At 71.4% G+C, this 19012-nt stretch carries 13 protein-coding genes; 8 read left to right on the top strand and 5 right to left on the bottom strand.

The features are described 5' to 3' along the window. The first annotated feature begins 12 nt into the window (after positions 1 to 12). Complete coding sequence (locus AB0F72_RS28385) at positions 13 to 1017, top strand: GGDEF domain-containing protein (RefSeq protein WP_360437001.1); 1005 nt, start codon at positions 13 to 15, stop codon at positions 1015 to 1017. On the opposite strand, the gene AB0F72_RS28380 is transcribed toward AB0F72_RS28385, so the two are convergent. Both AB0F72_RS28380 and AB0F72_RS28375 read right to left on the bottom strand, forming a co-directional pair. Further along, positions 1004 to 5509, bottom strand: coding sequence for a tetratricopeptide repeat protein (locus AB0F72_RS28380; protein WP_360436998.1), 4506 nt, complete (start codon positions 5507 to 5509; stop codon positions 1004 to 1006). The two genes, AB0F72_RS28385 and AB0F72_RS28380, sit on opposite strands and share 14 nt — an antisense overlap. A gap of 756 nt (positions 5510 to 6265) precedes the next feature. After that, positions 6266 to 6601, bottom strand: a complete 336-nt coding sequence (locus AB0F72_RS28375; RefSeq protein ID WP_360436995.1) for a hypothetical protein — start codon at positions 6599 to 6601, stop codon at positions 6266 to 6268. A 120-nt stretch (positions 6602 to 6721) separates the two neighbouring features. Between AB0F72_RS28375 and AB0F72_RS28370 the strand changes: the two genes are divergently transcribed. Both AB0F72_RS28370 and AB0F72_RS28365 read left to right on the top strand, forming a co-directional pair. Continuing rightward, a complete protein-coding gene (locus AB0F72_RS28370; RefSeq protein ID WP_360436992.1) occupies positions 6722 to 7126 on the top strand; it encodes a hypothetical protein in 405 nt (134 codons plus the stop codon). 194 nt (positions 7127 to 7320) lie between these two features. Beyond that, entirely contained in the window at positions 7321 to 8358 is a 1038-nt protein-coding gene (locus tag AB0F72_RS28365; protein ID WP_360436989.1) for a M12 family metallopeptidase, read from the top strand. A gap of 3 nt (positions 8359 to 8361) precedes the next feature. Here the strand turns inward: AB0F72_RS28365 and AB0F72_RS28360 are convergent, their stop codons facing one another. Beyond that, positions 8362 to 8766, bottom strand: a complete 405-nt coding sequence (locus tag AB0F72_RS28360; protein ID WP_360436986.1) for a TIGR03618 family F420-dependent PPOX class oxidoreductase — start codon at positions 8764 to 8766, stop codon at positions 8362 to 8364. 11 nt (positions 8767 to 8777) lie between these two features. After that, the gene (locus AB0F72_RS28355; RefSeq protein WP_360436983.1) at positions 8778 to 10196 is read right to left on the bottom strand and encodes a DUF2252 domain-containing protein; all 1419 of its coding nucleotides are present in this window, start codon (positions 10194 to 10196) and stop codon (positions 8778 to 8780) included. A 144-nt stretch (positions 10197 to 10340) separates the two neighbouring features. Here AB0F72_RS28355 and AB0F72_RS28350 point away from each other — a divergent pair, with 144 nt between their 5' ends. The 5 genes from AB0F72_RS28350 (at position 10341) to mmsB (ending at position 16970) form a co-directional block, all read left to right on the top strand. Beyond that, on the top strand, positions 10341 to 11336 hold the full coding sequence (locus tag AB0F72_RS28350) for a LacI family DNA-binding transcriptional regulator (protein WP_360437118.1): 996 nt from the start codon (positions 10341 to 10343) through the stop codon (positions 11334 to 11336). Between the two features lie 125 nt (positions 11337 to 11461). Next, on the top strand, positions 11462 to 12946 hold the full coding sequence (araA, locus tag AB0F72_RS28345; protein ID WP_360436980.1) for an L-arabinose isomerase: 1485 nt from the start codon (positions 11462 to 11464) through the stop codon (positions 12944 to 12946). A gap of 27 nt (positions 12947 to 12973) precedes the next feature. Then, positions 12974 to 14104: a multiple monosaccharide ABC transporter substrate-binding protein gene (chvE, locus tag AB0F72_RS28340; protein WP_360436977.1), complete on the top strand. Its 1131-nt coding sequence runs from the start codon at positions 12974 to 12976 to the stop codon at positions 14102 to 14104. 83 nt (positions 14105 to 14187) lie between these two features. Then, a complete protein-coding gene (mmsA, locus tag AB0F72_RS28335) occupies positions 14188 to 15723 on the top strand; it encodes a multiple monosaccharide ABC transporter ATP-binding protein (protein ID WP_360436974.1) in 1536 nt (511 codons plus the stop codon). Continuing rightward, positions 15720 to 16970, top strand: coding sequence for a multiple monosaccharide ABC transporter permease (gene mmsB, locus AB0F72_RS28330; protein WP_360436971.1), 1251 nt, complete (start codon positions 15720 to 15722; stop codon positions 16968 to 16970). The genes mmsA and mmsB overlap by 4 nt, the downstream gene beginning before the upstream one ends. Positions 16971 to 17788: 818 nt before the next feature. On the opposite strand, the gene AB0F72_RS28325 is transcribed toward mmsB, so the two are convergent. Continuing rightward, the gene (locus AB0F72_RS28325; RefSeq protein ID WP_360436968.1) at positions 17789 to 19012 is read right to left on the bottom strand and encodes a DUF1501 domain-containing protein; all 1224 of its coding nucleotides are present in this window, start codon (positions 19010 to 19012) and stop codon (positions 17789 to 17791) included.

The raw sequence follows: 19012 nt of genomic DNA, 5'->3' as shown, positions 1-19012 counted from the left end.
GAGGAGAACGACGTGCCGTTTCAGATACGCGACACGCACGGAGCTGCCCGTGCCGTCGCCTACCTGATGCTGGCCGCCGGCGCCTACAACCTCGTCACCGGCGTCCTGATGAAGCTCGGCGACCCGGTCTCCGAGCTGATCGCGCTCGGTGTCGCCTCGGTCGCCTTCCTGGTCGTCGGCGTGCTCTGCCTGCGCCGGCCGCAGGCGCTGCCCCGGGTGTTCTGGCCGCTGGTGCCGCTGCTCTCGGCCGCCGTCATCACCGGGCTGAACTACGCCACCCACGACACCACGATGGGCCCGCAGCTGTTCTACCTCTGGCCGCTGCTCTTCGCGGCGTCGTTCCTGAGCCGCCCGCTGATCGGCGCGACCGTCGCCGCCATCTCCGCGGGCCACGCCCTGGTGGCGTTCACCTTCGCCCCGGACACCCGGCACGCCCTCAACGACTGGATCGCGATCACCGTCGCCATGACGATGACCGCGCTCGTGGTGACCGGCCTGCGCGAACGCAACGACCGGCTCCGCGAGGTCCTCGAAGCGCAGGCCGGCTCCGACTCGCTGACCGGGGTGGCGAACCGGCGCGCGTTCGACCACGAGCTGACCCGCGCGGTGAACGGCCCGCAGCCGGTCGCCCTCGTGATGGTCGACGTCGACCACTTCAAGAGCATCAACGACACCTGGGGCCATGCCGCCGGCGATCGCGCCCTGCAGGCCGTCGCCGGCGCGCTGTGCGACTCCGCCGCCGGCGGCTGTTTCGTCGCCCGCCTCGGCGGTGACGAGTTCGCGGTGCTGCTCCGGGCCGGTCCGGCCGAGGCGCTCCGGTACGCCGAACACGCCCGCTCCGAGATCGCCGCGCTCCCCGGCCTCGCGTCCGGCCCGCCGCAGCTCAGCATCGGCGTCGCCGTCCTCCCCGACCACGCGCGGTCGGCCGAGGACCTGCAACGGGTCGCCGACGACGCTCTCTACCAGGCGAAACAGCGCGGACGAGGGCAGAGCGCCCTGGCCGTCACCGCGGCGTGACGACCTGCTGCTCGGCGGTCGCCTCGTCGAGCGCCTCCGGCTTGCGGACCACGCCCTGGATCTCCCCGCCACCCCGCGGGTACGGCCCCCACCCGTCCCGCAGCACGTGGATGTAGACCGACTCCAGGCACACCCCGATCCGCTCCACCAGGTCGGTGTCCTCCGGCGCGCCGAGCCGTACCGCACGGGCGAAGTGGTCGAGCGCCTCCATGTGCCGCCCCTGGTCGAAGCAGCACCGCCCGGCGTTCTCGTGCACCACGCTGCGCACCGCAGCCGGCACGTCGGCCTCGAGGGCCCGCTGGAAGAGCCGGTCCGCCTCGATGAAGTCCCCGCGCAGCCGCAGCACGTGCGCCAGCTCCGCCTGAGCGATCACGATCGACTGCAGGTCCTGAGCCGACTCCGCGTGCGCGAGCGCCAGCCGGCTCGCCGCGGCGGCCATCCCCAGCTCACCGAGGAGCCGGTAGACCTCCGCCCGCACGCTGAGCAGCCCCGCCTTGACGATGTTGTCGGCCTCGTCGGCGAGCGGCCCGTCCAGCCGTTCCCCGAGCGCGCGCAACGCGTCCCGGTTGTCGACGACCTCGCGCAGCGTCGCCCCGTCCAGCCGCCACCGGATCGCCGACAGGTCGGCAGCGGTGAGCGGCAGATGAGGAGCGAGCTCCGGCCCGGCCGGCTCATCTGGGCTTTTGCCGTTTTTGTCCCCCGGTGGGGCGGCGTCCCCGGCAGGAGTCTCGGCGTCACCCTGTGAGGCCGTGGCCTCACTAACGGTGCCGGTCTCACTGGCGTTGGCGGCCTCACTGACGTTGCCGGCCTCACTGGCGTTGGCGGTCTCACTGGCGTTGCCGGCGTTGCCGGTCTTACTGGCGAACCACCCGCCACCGAACGCGGTGTCCGCATATCGCCGAGGCTCGACATCCGGCCCGCTCAGCTCAAGCTTCGCGATCGGCTTGAGGTTGTGCCAGGTCCCGTCCGCATCCATGTAGGGCGCGTCCGAACCCCGGGCCTCCGTCGCGGTCGAGCCGGGCGGCGAGGTCCAGGCATTGCCCGGTCCTTCTCCCCTTTCCGGTACGACCGGAGCAGGAGTCCCGTGACCCCCCGCGTTCCTCTCCGTCCCGCTCCCATCGGGCAGAGCCGATCCCAGCCCCCCACCCGAAACCGGGGCCGCCGCCCCCGGAGCAGCAGGTCCCCGCGTCCCCTCGCCCGTCCCCGTCCCCGTCCCCGTCCCCGTCCCAGCGTGCCCAGCAGCGGGTCCGGTCCCGCCGTGTGCTGCGTCGCCGTGCCCGGTCCCGCCGTGCTCTGCGTCGCCGTGTTCCGGCCCGTCGTGTGCGGTCCCGTTCCGTTCCTGATCGCGCGGCCCGGGCTGAACCGGGACCGCGACCCGCCGACCTCCGAGCGGAACCGTAGGCCCTTCCGCAGCCCGAGCCTCCGCACCGGAAGAAGTCGATGCCCCGGGCGGCTGCCACCCCGGAGGTGCGGGCTGCGCCACCGGCTGCGAACGCACCGGCTGCGAACGCACCGGCTGCGCGGGCGCCACCTGCGCAACCTGCGGCTGCAGCGGCTGCAAAGGCACCGGCTGCAAAGGCACCGGCCGCGCCTCGGCCGGCTGTGCAGGCATGGTCTGCGCGGGCACCTGCTGCGTCGGCCTGGGCTGCTCGGGCGCCGACTGCACGGAACCGGCCTGCCGATCGGCGATCCCGTCGTCGAACCCGGCGTGCCGCGCAACGGGCGGCCACGCGGTGGCCGCAGCGGGCTGCCCCGCGCCACCAGCGGGAACAGCGGTCCCCGACCGGCTCCCGGCCTGTCCCGGCACGCCCTGTCCCGGTCCGGCCTGTCCCGGCACTCCCTGGCCCGGCACTCCCTGGCCCGGCACGCCCGGTCCGGGCACGCCCTGTCCCGGTCCGGCCTGACCCGGCTCGGCCGGTTGGCGAACCGGCGGCGGCCACGCGGTCGCCGCCGCCGGCACGGATGCGTCCTGCGGGCGGTCCCAGCTCGCCGGGGACACCGGCCGCGACCCGGCCGGCGGCTGATGAGCCTCGTCCGGAACGATCGACCACGGACCGTCCCCACCGGAGAGAACCACATGCGCGGTCCGCGGCGACTTCCGCGAACGCTGCTGCGGCACATCCATCTCTCCACCCCCGAAGGGCGCCGGGACGGTCGGCCGCCCGGCAGCGGACGGTGCCGCCGGGACGGCCGGCCCGGCCGGGGGAGCCAGCACTGCCGGCGCACCCTGGAAAGCCGCTGCCTGCGGGTGCGACGGCCCAGCAGGCGAAGAGGGAACCGCCTGAGCATCCGGCGCAGCCGGCGATACCGGCCGCTCCCGCCCCGACAAATCCGACGAATAAGACGCTCCCGCGACCACATCAGTCTGCGACCGCCCCGCCCCGCCGTCGGGCCGGGGTTGCGGCCACGACACGCCCCCGCCCGAGTCAGCTTGCGGCCACGGCGTGCTCTCGCCCGGGTTGCCTTGCGGCAATGGAGTTCCGCCGGCCGGGTTGGCGTGCGGCCATGGAGTACCGCCGTCCGGGTTGGATTCCGGCCGCGATCCACCGGCGTCCGGGTCGGCGGCAGGAGTGGATTGCGGCCACGACTGGCGCGGTACCGCCCCTGGCTGCGCTGGTCCGGACCGTGCCGCTCCGTGCTGTGCCGCTCCGGACTGTGCCGCTCCGTGCTGCGCCGCTCCGGACTGTGCTGCTCCGTGCTGCGCTGCTCCGTGCTGCGCTGCTCCGTGCTGTGCCGCTCCGGACTGTGCCGGAACGGTCGGACGCCCCTTGGCGGCGGGCGCCGTCGCGGGCGCCGCGGCCGCCGGAGGGGCACCCTCCGCGGGACCGATGACGCGCGCCGGCGGAACCGGCGCCGGCGCGGCCACGACCCGCGGCGTTACCGGCGGGTCCGCCTTGATCACGCGAGGCACCGGCGGGGGAGTGGCCCGGCTCAGAACCTTCGGGGGTACGGGCGTCCCCGCCCGCCGCAGCACCCGCGGCCCGTCACCGTCGTCATCCTCCCGGCCACTACCCGAAGCATCCCCAGTTCCACCGGAGGCAGTCCCACCGGAGGCAGTCCCACCGGAGGCAGTCCCACCGGAACCAGCCCCGTCGGAGCCAGTTCCGCCGTCACTCTCCGGTCCGTTCTCCTCGCGAACCTGCCCGGCCCACGACTCCTCGCGCGGCGAACCCGAATTCCCCACGCCGTCCCGCTCCGGCCGGGAAGCCTCCGCCTCGTATCCGTCCCCGCGCACGCCTTCCGGCCGCCGGACCCCGATGGTCGGCCCCTCGAAAAGCTCGGCATTGTCCGCGGCCGGCACCTGTGCCCGCCCCTCGGCCGAGACCGCGGCCCGCCCCTCGGCAGGCGCCGGAGTCCGCCCGTCAACCGGCTCGCGCGAATCGTAGGAGGCAGCCGCCTTCCGCCGTTCCGGCTCGGGCCGGTACAGCTCGTAGGGGTCCGTGTCCGGCACCGGCGCCCGCCCGGCCACCGCCGCGTCGTCCCGGCGGACCGGCGCGGATCCCCGGCTCTCCACCACGTCGTCCCGGCGGACCGGCCCGGCGCCCCGGCTCTCCACCGTGTCGTCCCGCCGCGGCCGGCGCCCACCGACCGGCCGGATCGGCCCGAAGTCCGCGTCGTCCCAAGGCCGGCCGCGCCCGTCGGGCCGCTCGCCGTCCTCCCAGGCCCGGCCGCGCCCGTCGGGCTGCTCGCCGTTCTCCCGGCCCCGGCCACGCCCGTCGCCCCGGCCATCGCCCGGCCACTCGGAACCCCGGATCGGACCGTCGAAGCGCTCGCTCCCGTCGCGGGCCGGGACCCGCCTGCGACCGTCGGCGTCCGGCCCGCTCCGGACGTGGCGTTCGTCCTGCTCGTAGCGGCCGCCGCGGCGCCCGTACCCGTCAATCTCGTCCTGGGATCCGGAAGCGCGACGCGCCCCGCGATGGTCTCCGTCGCGGGCCCGGCGTCGCGCGGGGTCGACGTCGATGACGTCGCGGCCGGCGTCGCGGCGGCGCTCGTCCTCCCAGTACTCGTCGGAGCGCAGTTCGATGGTGCGGCCGTTCGGGGGCACACGCCGGTCCGGGTCCTCCCAGGTGTCCCAGGTGCCGTCGGGCCGGGACGCCGGGCCGGACGACTGGCGCTCGCGGCCGCCGGGCGCCCTGCGCCGCAGGTCGGGCCGGGCGTCCGGGTCCTGGATGGGGAAGTCGGGCTTGTCGAAGTCGACGCCGAGCTCCGGACGGTTGAAATCCACGTCGTCGAAGTCGTTGCCGGCCAGGTTCGGCCTGGAGGTGTCGATCGGCTCGAAGTCGGGATCGTCCAGCCAGCTGGGCCGCCGCTCGTCGAAGGCGGCGCGGCGGGTCGCCGGCGCCTCGCCGTCGCCGCGGGTACGCCGGGTCGGGATGACCGGGTCCGGCGCGGTACGCCGGGCGTAGTGCTTCTCCTGGACCACCGCGGACTGGGGCATGAAGGAGTACTCGTCGTACTCGTCCGCCCAGTATTCGTCGTCTTCGAAGCTCATGAGGAGGCCCCGAACCGGCTCGGGGTTGTCCCGCTGCCCCCATGCCGCATCCGCGCCACCGTCCTCACGCTGTTCCACCTCCACGCTCCGGTGCCCGCCCCTCGCGCCCCGGATTGATGCCTGCCACGTGGTGGATGTGGAAGGTTAATCACGGATTTGCGTAGTGCGCTACCGCGCTGCGGACCTCTGCCAGGGGACCCGCGGGAGTCCCGCGGGGACCGACCGTCCCGGCGCCGCAGCCCGCCGAGAGTCGTCGATCATCGGGGTATACGTCCGGGAGGCGCTCCCGGTTCAACATGTTCAGCAGTGATAACGCCGGCGATCCGCCGGATCGGGACGGGACGCGGCGCCGGTACACAGCATCAACGATGATCATTGGCTGGCGGTGACGGCGGCGGTTACGGCTTAAAAGCTTTTTAAGGTTCCCTTCAGGACAGCTAAGGACTTGCGGGCGACCCTGAACAGGTGACGTCCGAGGGTGGTGAAGGACACTCACGTTATTCGCGGATCAAGGGGGGTCCACCTGGCACGGTTGGTGAGGCGCCTGATGACGGGCGCCGCAAGCCCGAAGACTCCCCGGCCGGCGGCCGCCGCCCCCCAGTTCAGCGGCCGTCACGCGCCCGAGACAACCCGCGGGGAACGACGCCCCCCGATGTTTCCTCGTGGGTGTGCGGCAAAGGCGCTATGCCGGGACGAGAGACGGCGGCGGGACACCGGTCCCGCCGCCGTTTCCCTTTCCGGGGAATCAACCGGGTCTCAGAGGCGGCCGTCCGTGGTGAACTGCCCGAAACGGCCGGGCAGCGCGAGCCCCGCCGCGGCCAGTTCGGCGAGCAGCACCGACAGCTCGGCCGGGGTCAGCGTGGCGGCCCGCGCCGGCGGCGGATGGCGGACGCCGAGGGCGGTGGCCGCCTCGATCGCGCGCGTTCCGATCGCGGCCTCGACCGCCCACAGCCGGTGCGCGCACAGGGCGGCGTGCGCCGACGCGGCGAGCTCTCCGTGCAGGCGGAGCAGCCGGCGCAGGTCAGCGGCGAGTCTCTCGATCGGGAGCCCGGAGGGTTGCGGCACGGGCACCCGGCGCCACCAGCGGATCATGGCACACCTCACGACCAGGGTCTCCCTCGACGATCCGCCGCGCTGCCCGAGGCGTCAAGCGGGTTCCGCGTACCGTCAGGGAGGTCCTGCCCTGTTGCCGGCGTCCGCCACCATGGCGGCATGGCGACCACTTTGAGCGCGTCCGCCGCGATCGCCGCAGCGGTCATCAGCCTGGCCACCCTGCTCGTCACCACCCTCGTGACCGGCCATCGTGAACAACGCAAATGGGTCCGGGACTCGCTGACCGACGCGTTCACCGCGTTCCTCGACGCCAGCTGGCGCGGTAGCGACGCGATGATCCGGTCGGAGGACCCGGATCCGGCGTACGCGGACATGCGCTCCCAGCTGACCCGGCTGCGCCTGCTGGCGTCCCCGGCGGTGGTGGCAGCGGGTGAGGAGCTGCTGCGCCGCCAGCGCGCGGCGATGGTCGCGGCTGCGGCCGATCGCGGGCCGGCGCTGGCCGGGTGCAGCACGGCGCGCCGGGACGTCATCGCGGCGGCGCGCAAGCAGATGGACCTGCGCTGATCGTTACGCGGCCGGGGTTCGCGACACGAGGCTGCGGCCGATCTCTCCCCGGATCCACTCCCTGATCTTGTTGAGTGTGGAACGCACGTCCGGTGCCGGGGGACGCGGAGGGGTGATCTGGCGGAGATTTTCCGGCCGGAACCGGTGCCGCCTTGGGACCGTGGCGAGAACGATCACTGACCAAGGGGGATGACATGCCGGATGTGGTCCGGCGGCGGCCGTACTGCTCGCAGCCGCCGCGGCGGCTGCCCGTTCTGCCGCCCGACATGCCGGCGGCCCGGCAGCACGCCATCGTGGTGGGGCGCGCCAAGTGGGTGAACGGCACGCCGCTGCGGTACGCCTTCCTGCCGCGGACCCGCGACCACGCGCAGGAGGAGGTGGTCCGGGAGGCCTTTGACGAGTGGAAGGACCTCGGCATCGGCCTGGACTTCTGGGAGGTGCAGGAGCCGGGCGAGGCGCAGGTGCGGATCGGGTTCCGGCCGGGCCGGTCGTGGTCGTTCGTCGGGCGCGACATCCTCGCCGTCCCGCCGGACCAGCCGACCATGAACTTCGGGTGGGACCTGCGGACCGAGTACGGCCGGACCACCGCCCTGCACGAGATCGGCCACACCCTCGGCCTGCCGCACGAGCACCAGAACCCGGACGCCGGCCTTCGCTGGGACGAGCCGGCCCTGCACCGTTTCCTGGCCGGCCCGCCGAACTTCTGGGAGCCGGCGGACGTGCTGCGCAACGTGCTGCGCCCGCTGGAGCCGGCCGCGGCCGAGGCCGGTCACTGGGACCCGGACTCGATCATGGGGTACGAGTTCCCGCCCGGCCTGGTGATCGCCCCGGAGGAGTACCGGACCGGCATCGAGCCGCCCGGCACCATCTCCAAACTGGACGCCGAGCGGATCCTGTTCTGGTACCCGCCCTGCCTTCAGGAGTGGCTGCCCCGGCTGGAGGAGTTCGAGTCCCGTCCGCTGACCCTCGCGCCGGGCGAGCAGTACGACGCCGAGCTGCTGCCCGAACAGAGCCGGACTTACCGGGTCGGCGTGTTCGGCGCCGCCGACGTGGTGCTGGTGCTCTTCGAGGACGTCGACGGCGAGTTGCGTCAGGTCGGCGCGGACGACGACAGCGGCGAGGACCGCAACGCGGTGATCGAGGCCGAGCTGCGGGCCGGCCGCCGCTACGTGGTCCGCGCCCGGATGTACCACGCGTGGCAGAACGGCACGACGGCCGTCATGTACTGGTGAGCCTCATGTGCTGGTGAGGGACGCCGAGCCCAGGATCCGGGTGATCGTCACTTCGATCACCACCCGGGCCGGGTTGGGGCGGGGCGTGCGGTACCGCTTCGCGTAACGCTGCTCCGCCTCGGTGACCGCCTCGGGCGACGACCGGACCACCGCGAGGCCCTCCAGGGTGCTCCACCGGGGGCCGTCGACCTGGCAGATCGCGATCCGCTGCTGGTTCCGGATGTGCCGGACGTGCGCCGAGGTGCTGGACGAGATCACCCGGGCCAGCCCGGCCTCCGGATCCAGCGTGGCGCCGACGGCGACCACGTGCGGTGATCCGTCGGCCCGCAGGGTGGTCAGGGTGCAGAGGTGGCGCTCGGTCCAGAACTCGGCCAGGGCCGGGGAGTCGATCGGAATCTTGCCGCTCATGACTCCGTACCCTATTGATCTGCCGGAAGCTCGCCGCGCCGCACCGCCGCGACCAGCGCGGCATGGTCGCGTTCCACCTGGTCGGCGTAGGCGCGGGCGAACCGGCAGAGCGAGTCGTCCAGCTTGTCGTTGCTGCCCACGTAACCCGCGATGATCGACGCCCCGCTGGTCCGCGCGTGCGACTTGGCCAGCAGGTACCCGCAGATCCCGGCGTAGTCGGCGAGCGCGCCGGCGTTGAGGTCGTCGACCAGGATCGCGCCCTTCATGTCGCGGAACTGGCGCACGTAGAACTGCTGGTCGCCCACGGTGGTCCAGCCGAGCAGCGGATCGCTCGTGGTCTGCAGCGCCTGCTGGTACTCGACGACCCGCTGGCCCTGGTGCCGGTGCCAGGCGAGCTCGCCGTGCTGGTGCTTCGCGACGACCGAGCGGCGAGCCTGCTTGAGCTGGAGGAACACCACGTCGTCGGGACTGCTGCCCTCGCAGAGCGCGACGTACGCCCGCAGGCCCACCGATCCGACGCCGACCACCTTGTGTGCGATGTCGACGATCCGGTAGCCGCCGAGGATCCGGGCCCAGTGCGGCTTGAGCGTGTTGAGGTAGCCGTCGAGGGCCTCGGCGAGCTGCTCGCGCTCCTGGTCGTCGATCCGGGTGATCAGCGGCGGCTCCTCGATCAGGCGGGCGGTGCCGTCGCGCCGTTCGGTGAAGCGGGGGAGCGCCCGGTCGCTGGTGCGCCGGCGGGCCCGGCGGGCGGCGCGCTCGATCTCGTCGCGGAAGCTGGCGCGGCTGGCCGCCGAGCGCATCGCCTCGACGTTGAGCTGGTCGAAGGAGCGGGCCAGCAGCGGCTGGTCGGCCAGGAACGAGAGCTGCTCGCGGTACTCCTCGACGCAGTGCCGCACCGCGTCGCCGCAGGCGCTCTCCCGGAACCCGTTGACCCGCCCCGCGACGTAGACGCTGACGACCAGCCGGCGCAGGTCCCACTCCCACGGCCCGGTGTGCGCCTCGTCGAAGTCGTTGAGGTCGAAGACCAGCTCGCGTTCCGGGGAGGCGTAGAAACCGAAGTTGCCGAGGTGCGCGTCACCGCAGATCACCGGCGTGATGCCGGTGTGCGGCAGGCCCGCGAAGTCGTCGGCCATCAGCCCGGCGGTGCCGCGCAGGAACGCGTACGGCGAGGCGATCATCCGGCCGATCCGGACCGGGATGAGGCGGGGCACCCGGCCGGCGTGGGACTCGGTCACGGTCGTCACCGGATCGGGCCGATCGGCGGGCGGGCGCCAGTGCGCCATCTCCGAACGGGGGGAGTGGTCGCGCAGCGCGCGGCCCGCCTCGTAACGTTGCGCGCGAGGGGCTGCGGCGCGGCGCAGCGAGGTGAAGCCTTCGTCGTTTACGCTGCCGAGCACGACGTGGCCGCTGAGTGTCGGTGACGCGTCCATCGCTGCTGAGGGTACGTCCTCGTCAACAGGGGCTCGTTAAGACCGGGTGTTATCGATAACATTCCCGTTACGTGGCGGCTACCCACCAGCCTCCAACCGGACCGACGAGGTGCGCAAGTGGACAGAATATCCCGCAGCCCGGCGATGACCGACGTGGCCCGGCTGGCCGGCGTCTCCCACCAAACCGTATCTCGCGTCCTCAACGATCATCCGAACGTCAAGGAGCAGACCCGGAACCGGGTGCGCGCGGCGATCGCCGAGCTCAACTACCGGCCGAACCGGGCGGCCCGCGCCCTGGTCACCGGCCGGTCCCAGCTGATCGGCGTGGTGGCCCGCAACAGCACCCTCTACGGCCCGGCCTCGATGCTCACCGAGTTCGAGCAGGCGGCCGCGGACGCCGGCTTCGCGGTGAGCGTGGGCAGCGTCCGTGAGCTGGACCGGTCCACCATCTCCGCGGTGGTGGACCGGCACCTGGACCAGCGGGTGGCCGGCCTGGTCGTGATCGCGAACGTGGCGTCGGCGGCCGAGGCGCTCGCCGAGATCCCGTCCGACCTGCCGGTGGTCTTCATCGACGGCGACCCGGCCAGCGGCCGGCCGGTGGTCACGGTGGACCAGGTGGCCGGCGCCCGGGCCGCCACCCGGCACCTGCTGGACGCCGGGCACGAGACGGTCTGGCACGTCTCCGGGCCGACCGACTGGTTCGACTCGGCGGGCCGCATCCAGGGCTGGCGGCAGACCCTGGAGGAGGCGGGCGCCGAGGTCCCGCCGCTGCTCTCCGCGGACTGGTCGGCCGCCGAGGGCTACCGGGCCGGTCAGATGCTGGCCCGGATGCCCGAGGTGACGGCGATCTTCACCGCGAACGACCACCTGGCCCTGGGCATCCTGCGGGCGCTCTGGGAGCGGGGCCGGCGGGTGCCGCACGACGTGAGCCTGGTCGGTTTCGACGACGTGCCGGAGGCGGCGTTCTTCATCCCGCCGCTGACCACGGTCCGGCAGGCCTTCGGCGACGTGGCGCGGGCGGCGCTGAGCCTGCTGCTGGGCCAGATGCGTGACGAGCCGGGCACCGCCGATCACGTCGTGGTGCCGCCGCGACTGGTGGTCCGGGAGAGCGTCGGGAGGCCTTTACCCTCGGCGGGTTAAACGGCCGTTACCTCGTTGTTGCCAAGGGGCGTTGACACAGGTTTTGTTAGCGATAACACTAGGGCCTGCTCCGCTGGAGTGTGGCCCCCGCCACCCTCCGGCCCCCCTTCGGAGGTACACCCCCAATGTCGAAACCGCAGATCTGGTTTCTCACCGGCAGCCAGCACCTCTATGGCCCGGAGACCCTCCAGCAGGTGGCCGACCAGTCCGCTGAGATCCAGCGGACCCTGGCCGCCGGCGGCCTGCCCGCCGAGATCGTCGGCAAGCCGGTCCTGACCGACTCGGCCGCGATCAAGCGCCTGATGCTGGAGGCGAACGCCGACCCGAACTGCATCGGCATCATCGCCTGGATGCACACGTTCTCGCCGGCCAAGATGTGGATCGGCGGCCTGGACGCGCTGCGCAAGCCGTTGCTGCACCTACACACCCAGCACAACGTGTCGCTGCCCTGGTCGTCCATTGACATGGACTTCATGAACCTGAACCAGGCGGCGCACGGCGACCGCGAGTTCGGCTTCATCCAGGCCCGCCTCGGCGTGCCGCGCAAGGTGGTCGCCGGGCACGCCTCCGACCCGGCGATCGTGGCCCGGGTCGAGTCGTGGACCCGTGCCGCCATGGGCTGGCAGCACCTGCGCACGCTGCGGGTGGCGCGCTTCGGTGACAACATGCGCGACGTCGCGGTCACCGAGGGTGACAAGGTCGAGGCCGAGCTGAAGTTCGGCGTCTCCGTGAACACGTACGGTGTCAATGATCTTGTCGCCTACGTGGACGCCGCGGAAGAGGCCGAGGTCGACAAGGTCGTCGCCGAGATCTCCGACATCTACGAGATCTCGAGCGAGCTCCAGGGCCGGACCGACGCCTTCCGGTACGCCGCACGCATCGAGGTGGGACTCCGCCGCTTCCTCACCGAGGGCGGCTTCGGGGCCTTCACCACCAACTTCGAGGACCTCGGCGGCCTGCGCCAGCTGCCCGGCCTGGCCGTGCAGCGGCTGATGGCCGACGGCTACGGTTTCGGCGGCGAGGGCGACTGGAAGACCTCGGTGCTCGTCGCCACCGTGAAGGCGATGGGTTCCGGAACCGGGCGTGGCACCTCGTTCATGGAGGACTACACCTACCACTTCGGGCCGGGCGAGCCTAAGATCCTCGGCGCGCACATGCTCGAGGTCTGCCCGTCCATCGCGTCCGCCACGCCCCGCGCCGAGATCCACCCGCTCGGCATCGGCGGCCGTGAGGACCCGGTCCGGCTGGTCTTCGACGCCGCGTCCGGACCCGCCGTGGTCATGGGCATGGCCGACATGGGTGACCGGTTCCGCCTGGTCGCCAACGAGATCGAGGTGATTCAGCCGGACGAGCCGCTGCCGAACCTGCCCGTGGCCCGGGCGGTCTGGAAGCCGGCGCCGTCGCTCTCCACCTCGGCCGAGTGCTGGATCACCGCGGGCGGCCCGCACCACACGGTTCTGACCCAGGCGGTCGGCGCGGAGACCCTCCGCGACTTCGCCGAGATGGCGCAGACCGAGCTCCTTCTGATCGATGACCGCACCACCCCGGCCGACTTCGCCGACCGGGTCCGCTGGAACCAGGCGTACTACCGCCTCAACCGGCCTCTGTAACACCGTTTCTCAAAGAGGAGATCCACAGTGAAATACCCCCGGCTCGCGGCGGTGCTGACCGCTGCCTCCCTGGTCGCCACGATGGCTGCCTGCGGCTCGGCTGAGAAGACCGTCGACAAGGAAGCCGCCGGCGGCGGCGACAACGCCGGCGCCCTGATCGGCATCACCATGCCGACCCGTTCCTCGGAGCGGTGGATCGCCGACGGCGACAACCTGAAGAAGCAGCTGGAAGGCCTCGGCTACAAGGTCGACCTGCAGTACGCCGAAGACAGCATCCCCACGCAGACCCAGCAGCTGGACAACCAGATCACCAAGGGCGCCAAGCTGCTGATCATCGCGTCGATCGACGGCACCGCGATCACCACGCAGCTGGAGAACGCGAAGGCCAACAACATCCCGGTCATCGCGTACGACCGCCTGATCCGCAACAGCCCGAACGTGGACTACTACGCCACCTTCGACAACTTCAAGGTCGGCGTCCAGCAGGCCACCTCGCTGCTGACCGGCCTCAAGGTGCTCAACGCCGACGGCAGCAAGGGCAGCGCGAAGGGCCCGTTCAACGTCGAGCTGTTCGCCGGCTCGCCGGACGACAACAACGCGACCTTCTTCTTCAACGGCGCGATGAGCATCCTGGACCCGTTCATCAAGGACGGCACCATCGTCGTCAAGAGCGGCCAGACCAAGTTCGAGACCGTCGCGACGCTCCGCTGGGACCCGGCCACCGCGCAGAAGCGCATGGAGAACGTCCTGACCTCCACCTACAAGGGTGGCGTCAAGGTCGATGGCGTGCTGTCCCCCTACGACGGCATCTCGATCGGTATCCTCTCCGCGCTGAAGTCGAACGGCTACGGCACCGGCGCGCAGGCGTACCCGGTCGTCACCGGCCAGGACGCCGAGGTCGCGTCGGTCAAGTCGATCGTCGCGGGTGAGCAGTACTCCACCATCTACAAGGACACCCGCCAGCTGGCGAAGGTGACCGGCGAGATGGCCGACGCGGTGCTCAAGGGCCAGACCCCGGCCACCAACAACAACAAGGACTACGACAACGGCAACAAGGTCGTCCCGGCCCAGCTGCTCGAGTCGGTCATCGTCGACAAGGCCAACTACAAGGCTCAGCTCGTCGACTCGGGTTACTACACCGAGGCTGACCTGAAGTAATCGGGCTCCGCGCCCCGCCCGACCCCAGCGGGCGGGGCGCGGCCTCCACGGCTGAACAGCAACAAAGGCCCATAGGAGGGTCCATGACCGACACGATCCTGCGGATGAGCGGCATCACCAAGACGTTCCCGGGCGTCAAGGCGCTGCAGGACGTCAACCTGGAAGTCCGCCGAGGAGAGATCCACTCCATCTGCGGCGAGAACGGGGCCGGCAAGTCGACCCTGATGAAGGTGCTGTCGGGTGTCTACCCGCACGGCACGTACGAGGGTGACATCGAGTTCGACGGCGAGACCTGCGAATTCTCCGGCATCCGGGACAGTGAGCACCGCGGCATCGTCATCATCCACCAGGAGCTGGCGCTCGCGTCCAACCTGTCGATCGCCGAGAACATCTTCCTCGGCAACGAGCAGGCCAAGCGGGGCTGGATCGACTGGAACCGGACCAACCACGCGGCCGACGAGCTGCTGCGGCGGGTCGGTCTGGCGGAGAGCGCGGTGACACCGGTCATCGACCTGGGTGTCGGCAAGCAGCAGCTGGTGGAGATCGCCAAGGCGCTCTCCAAGAAGGTGAAGCTGCTGATCCTCGACGAGCCCACCGCGGCGCTCAACGACGAGGACTCCGAGCACCTGCTCGGTCTGCTGCGCGGCCTGCGTGACGAGGGCATCACCTGCGTGATCATCTCGCACAAGCTGAACGAGGTCATGAGCATCTCGGACCGGGTCACCATCCTGCGGGACGGCAAGACCATCTGGACCGAGGAGACCGCGGACCTCACCGAAGACAAGATCATTTCGGGCATGGTGGGCCGCGATCTGGAGCACCGCTACCCGGAGCACACGCCGAACATCGGCGAGGAGGCTCTGCGGATCGAGGACTGGACCGTCTACAGCCCGACCCAGCCGGACCGTGCGCTGGTCCGCGGCGTGAACCTGAACCTGCGCCGGGGCGAGATCGTCGGCCTGGCCGGGCTGATGGGCGCCGGCCGCACCGAGCTGGCGATGAGCGTGTTCGGCCGTTCCTACGGGGTGAACATCAGCGGCCGTCTGATCAAGGACGGCAAGCCGATCCAGGCCCGGAACGTCCGCGAGGCGATCGAGAACGGTCTCGCGTACGCCACCGAGGACCGCAAGCGCTACGGCCTCAACCTGATCGAGGACATCAAGCGCAACATCTCGGCGGCCGGGCTCGGCAAGCTCGCCAAGGGCGGCTGGGTGGACGGCAACGAGGAGCACAAGGTCGCCGACGAGTTCCGCGCCAGCATGAACATCAAGGCGCCGACCGTCGAGTCGATCGTGGGCAAGCTGTCCGGCGGTAACCAGCAGAAGGTCGTGCTCTCGAAGTGGATCTTCACTGACCCGGACGTGCTGATCCTCGACGAGCCGACCCGTGGTATCGACGTCGGTGCGAAGTACGAGATCTACACGATCATCAACCGGCTTGCCGACGAGGGCAAAGCCGTCCTGGTCATCTCGTCCGAGCTGCCCGAGCTGCTCGGTATCTGTGACCGCATCTACACGCTCTCGGCCGGCCGGATCACCGGCGAGGTGACCCGGGCCGAGGCCACGCAGGAGGGCCTGATGACCCTCATGACGAAGGAAGAACAGGAGGTAGCGCCGTGACGGTCGCACCTACCAACGCCGACCTGACCGTCGGTAAGGGGCCGGCCGCTGCCGCTGGTGGCAAGGCGCCCTTCAAGCTCAACTTCAACCTGAAGCAGTCCGGCATCTACATCGCGTTCGCGCTGATCGTGCTGCTCTTCACGGTGCTGACCGGTGGCGACATGCTCGCCCCGCAGAACATCAGCAACATCATCGTCCAGAACTCGTACATCCTGGTTCTGGCGATCGGCATGATCCTGATCATCATCGCCGGGCACATCGACCTCTCGGTCGGCTCGGTGGTCGCCGCGTGTGGCGCGCTCGCCGCGGTCATGATGGTCAACTGGGACCTGCCCTGGCCGATCGCGGTCCTCGGCACGCTCGTCTTCGGCGCGATCATCGGCGCGTGGCAGGGCTACTGGGTGGCGTACTTCGGCATCCCGGCCTTCATCGTCACGCTCGCCGGCATGCTGCTGTTCCGCGCGATCACGCTGATGATCCTGGGCAACAAGGGCATCGGCCCGTTCCCGGAGGAGGTCCGCACCCTCGCGAACGGCTTCACCGACGGGTTCCTCGGCAACATCGCGCTCGGCGCGCTGGGCGGCGCCGACCTGTTCAGTATCCTGGTCGGCCTGGCCGTCGTCGCCGCGATGGCGTTCGTGCAGTACCGCACCCGCGCCGCCCGGCTCAAGTACAACCAGACCGTCGACCCGATGTGGCTGTTCATCACCAAGGTCGCCGTCCCGGCCGTACTGATCATGTTCGTGATCGTGCAGCTGGCCCGCTTCCGCAACCTGCCGTGGGTGCTCGTGCTGCTCGCGGTCCTGGTGGTCGGCTACACCCTGGTCACCAACCGGGCGGTCTTCGGCCGCCAGATCTACGCGGTCGGTGGCAACCTGCAGGCCGCGACGCTCTCCGGCGTCAAGGTCAAGTCGGTCGTCTTCTGGCTCTTCGTCAACATGGGCGTGCTCTCCGCGCTGGCCGGCCTGATCTTCGCCGGCCGCCTCAACCAGGCGAACCCGACCGCCGGCAACAGCTTCGAGCTGGACGCCATCGCGGCCGCGTTCATCGGTGGCGCGGCCGTCCAGGGCGGCGTCGGCAAGGTCGTCGGCGCGATCACCGGCGGCCTGATCATGGGTGTCATCAACAACGGCATGGGTCTGCTCGGCGCACAGTCCGAACAGGTCATGCTCGTCAAGGGCGCGGTGCTCCTCGCCGCTGTCGCCTTCGACGTCTGGTCCAAGCGGCGGACCTCGACCGCCCGCTGACCGGCATGCCGTCCTGACCGGGCCTTGGCAGGACGGCGCGTGAGGGCCGGCGCTTCTCCAGAAGCGCCGGCCCTTTCTCTTTCCCGGGTACGCCCCACAACTCCCACAACAGCACCGGACCAGTCCCCGAGAGTCCGCGCGGCCGTGTGCCCACTCCAGGCCGTCCGGCGCCTTTCGCTACCGGTGCATGGTCACCCTCGGACCCACGTGTGGATTTCAGGCGCGTGCCTCATTTCCACACGCGGGCTCGCCGCCACGGGGGTGTGTTGAGTCCGGGCGTTGAGTTCGGGCGCGGTGCGGGCCTGCCGCCGCCGGCCTCCCCGCGAGCCGTAGCCCACGCCGGTTCCCCCCGCTCCCGCCCTCCTGAGCCGTAGCTGGCGCAGGTCATCGGGCCGGATAACTTGTCTGCGCTACGGCTGGGTCGCGCCAGCCGTAGCTGGCGCATGCTATCTGGGCGTGATCACGTGTCTGGGCTACGGCCGGCAGGTGTGAGCCGTAGCTGGCGCAGGTCATCGGGCCGGATAGCCTGTCTGCGCTACGGCTCGGCCCGTCCGAACTTCATACGCTCCGCGATAACCCTGGCTGCGTGTGTGGCCTTTGGGGGCGGAGCGTGCGGTGCGAGCCTGAAGTCCACACGCGGGAGGGGACGCCGGGGCCGGCGGCGGCGGGCGCCGGCGGAAGGGGCCGTCAGGTGGCGGATGCTGCGGGACGGTTGCGGTGCGTCGGGGGACGGCGGTGTGCGTACCCGGGACGGCGGTGTGGGTACCGGGACGGCGGTGTGGATATCCGGGACGGCGGTGTGTGCCCCGGAGAAGGGCTCAGCGGGCGGCGGCCAGGCCGAAGCGGGAGGGCTTGACGCCGGGGAAGATCGTGGAGAGGTCGCCGACGCCGCAGCGTTTCTGGAGGATCTCGCCGATCACCGAGCGGTAGTCGGTGGTGGCCGCCAGGTCGCCGTCGACCAGGGCGGACGTGGCGAGCGTCGGCCAGCGGGTGTAGACCTTGCCGCCGCGGATGCCGCCGCCGAGCAGGAGCATCGCGTTGCCGTGGCCGTGGTCGGCGCCGCGGGAGCCGTTCTCGGCCACCCGGCGGCCGAACTCGCTGATCGTCAGGACCGTCACCCGCTTCATCGCCTGCGGGCCGAGGTCGGCGGTGAACGCCGCGAGAGCCTTGGCGAAATCGGTCAGGTTGTCGAACATCCGCTCGCCCTTGACGGCCGGGCCGAGCGCCTCGTGCATGTCCCAGTCGCCGCAGTCGACGGTCGCCGTGACCAGGCCGGCGTTCGATTTGATCAGGCGGGCCACGTCACGCAGCGCGCCGCCCAGGTCGGTGCCCGGATAGCCGGAGCGGGCCTCGGCCGCCCGCGGCGCGCCCATCGCGGCCAGCGCCCGGTCGGCGGCCTTCGCCGGGGCCGCGAGGTGGGCGGGGGCGTCGGCGTACATCGCCCGGAGCGCGGCCGCGATCGGGCGTTTCCCGTCACCGGCCAGGGTGAGGTCGTCGACGGAGAGCATCGAGATGTCGTTCGCCGGGCCGGCCAGCAGACGGGCCGGCATGGTGCGGCCCATCGCGACGCCGGCCAGGGGAGAGGTGGCTCCGGTGCCGCCGAGCATCCGGTCCAGCCAGCCGCTGCGGATCGAGGTGCCGGGCGCGGCGTTCTCCATCGCCTCCATCGCGGCGAAGTGCGAACGCGTCGGGTTGGGCTGGCCGACGGCGTGCACGGCGGCGAGGGCGCCGGACTTCCACTGCGGGAGCAGCGGGGCGAGGGCGGGGTGCAGGCCGAACGTGCCGTCACCGGCGATGACCCGGCTCTTCGGTACGGCGATGCCGGGGCGGGCCCGGTAGTAGTCGGGGTCGCCGATCGGGACGATCGTGGAGAGCCCGTCGAACCCGCCGTGCATCGAGATCACCACGAGGGTGTCGCCGGCGTACTTCTCGGCCGCGAAGGCGAGATCCACGGAGACGGCGGACGAGGCCACCCCGGCCGCCACCCCACCCAGAACCGTCCGGCGACTGATCAGGTTCGAGTGCTCGACGCAGGATTTCAT

The organism is Actinoplanes sp. NPDC023936 (assembly GCF_040639325.1).
GTDB lineage: Bacteria > Actinomycetota > Actinomycetes > Mycobacteriales > Micromonosporaceae > Actinoplanes.
The sequence above is the reverse complement of the archived record's forward strand: the minus strand, read 5'-3'. Positions and strand labels throughout refer to the sequence as shown.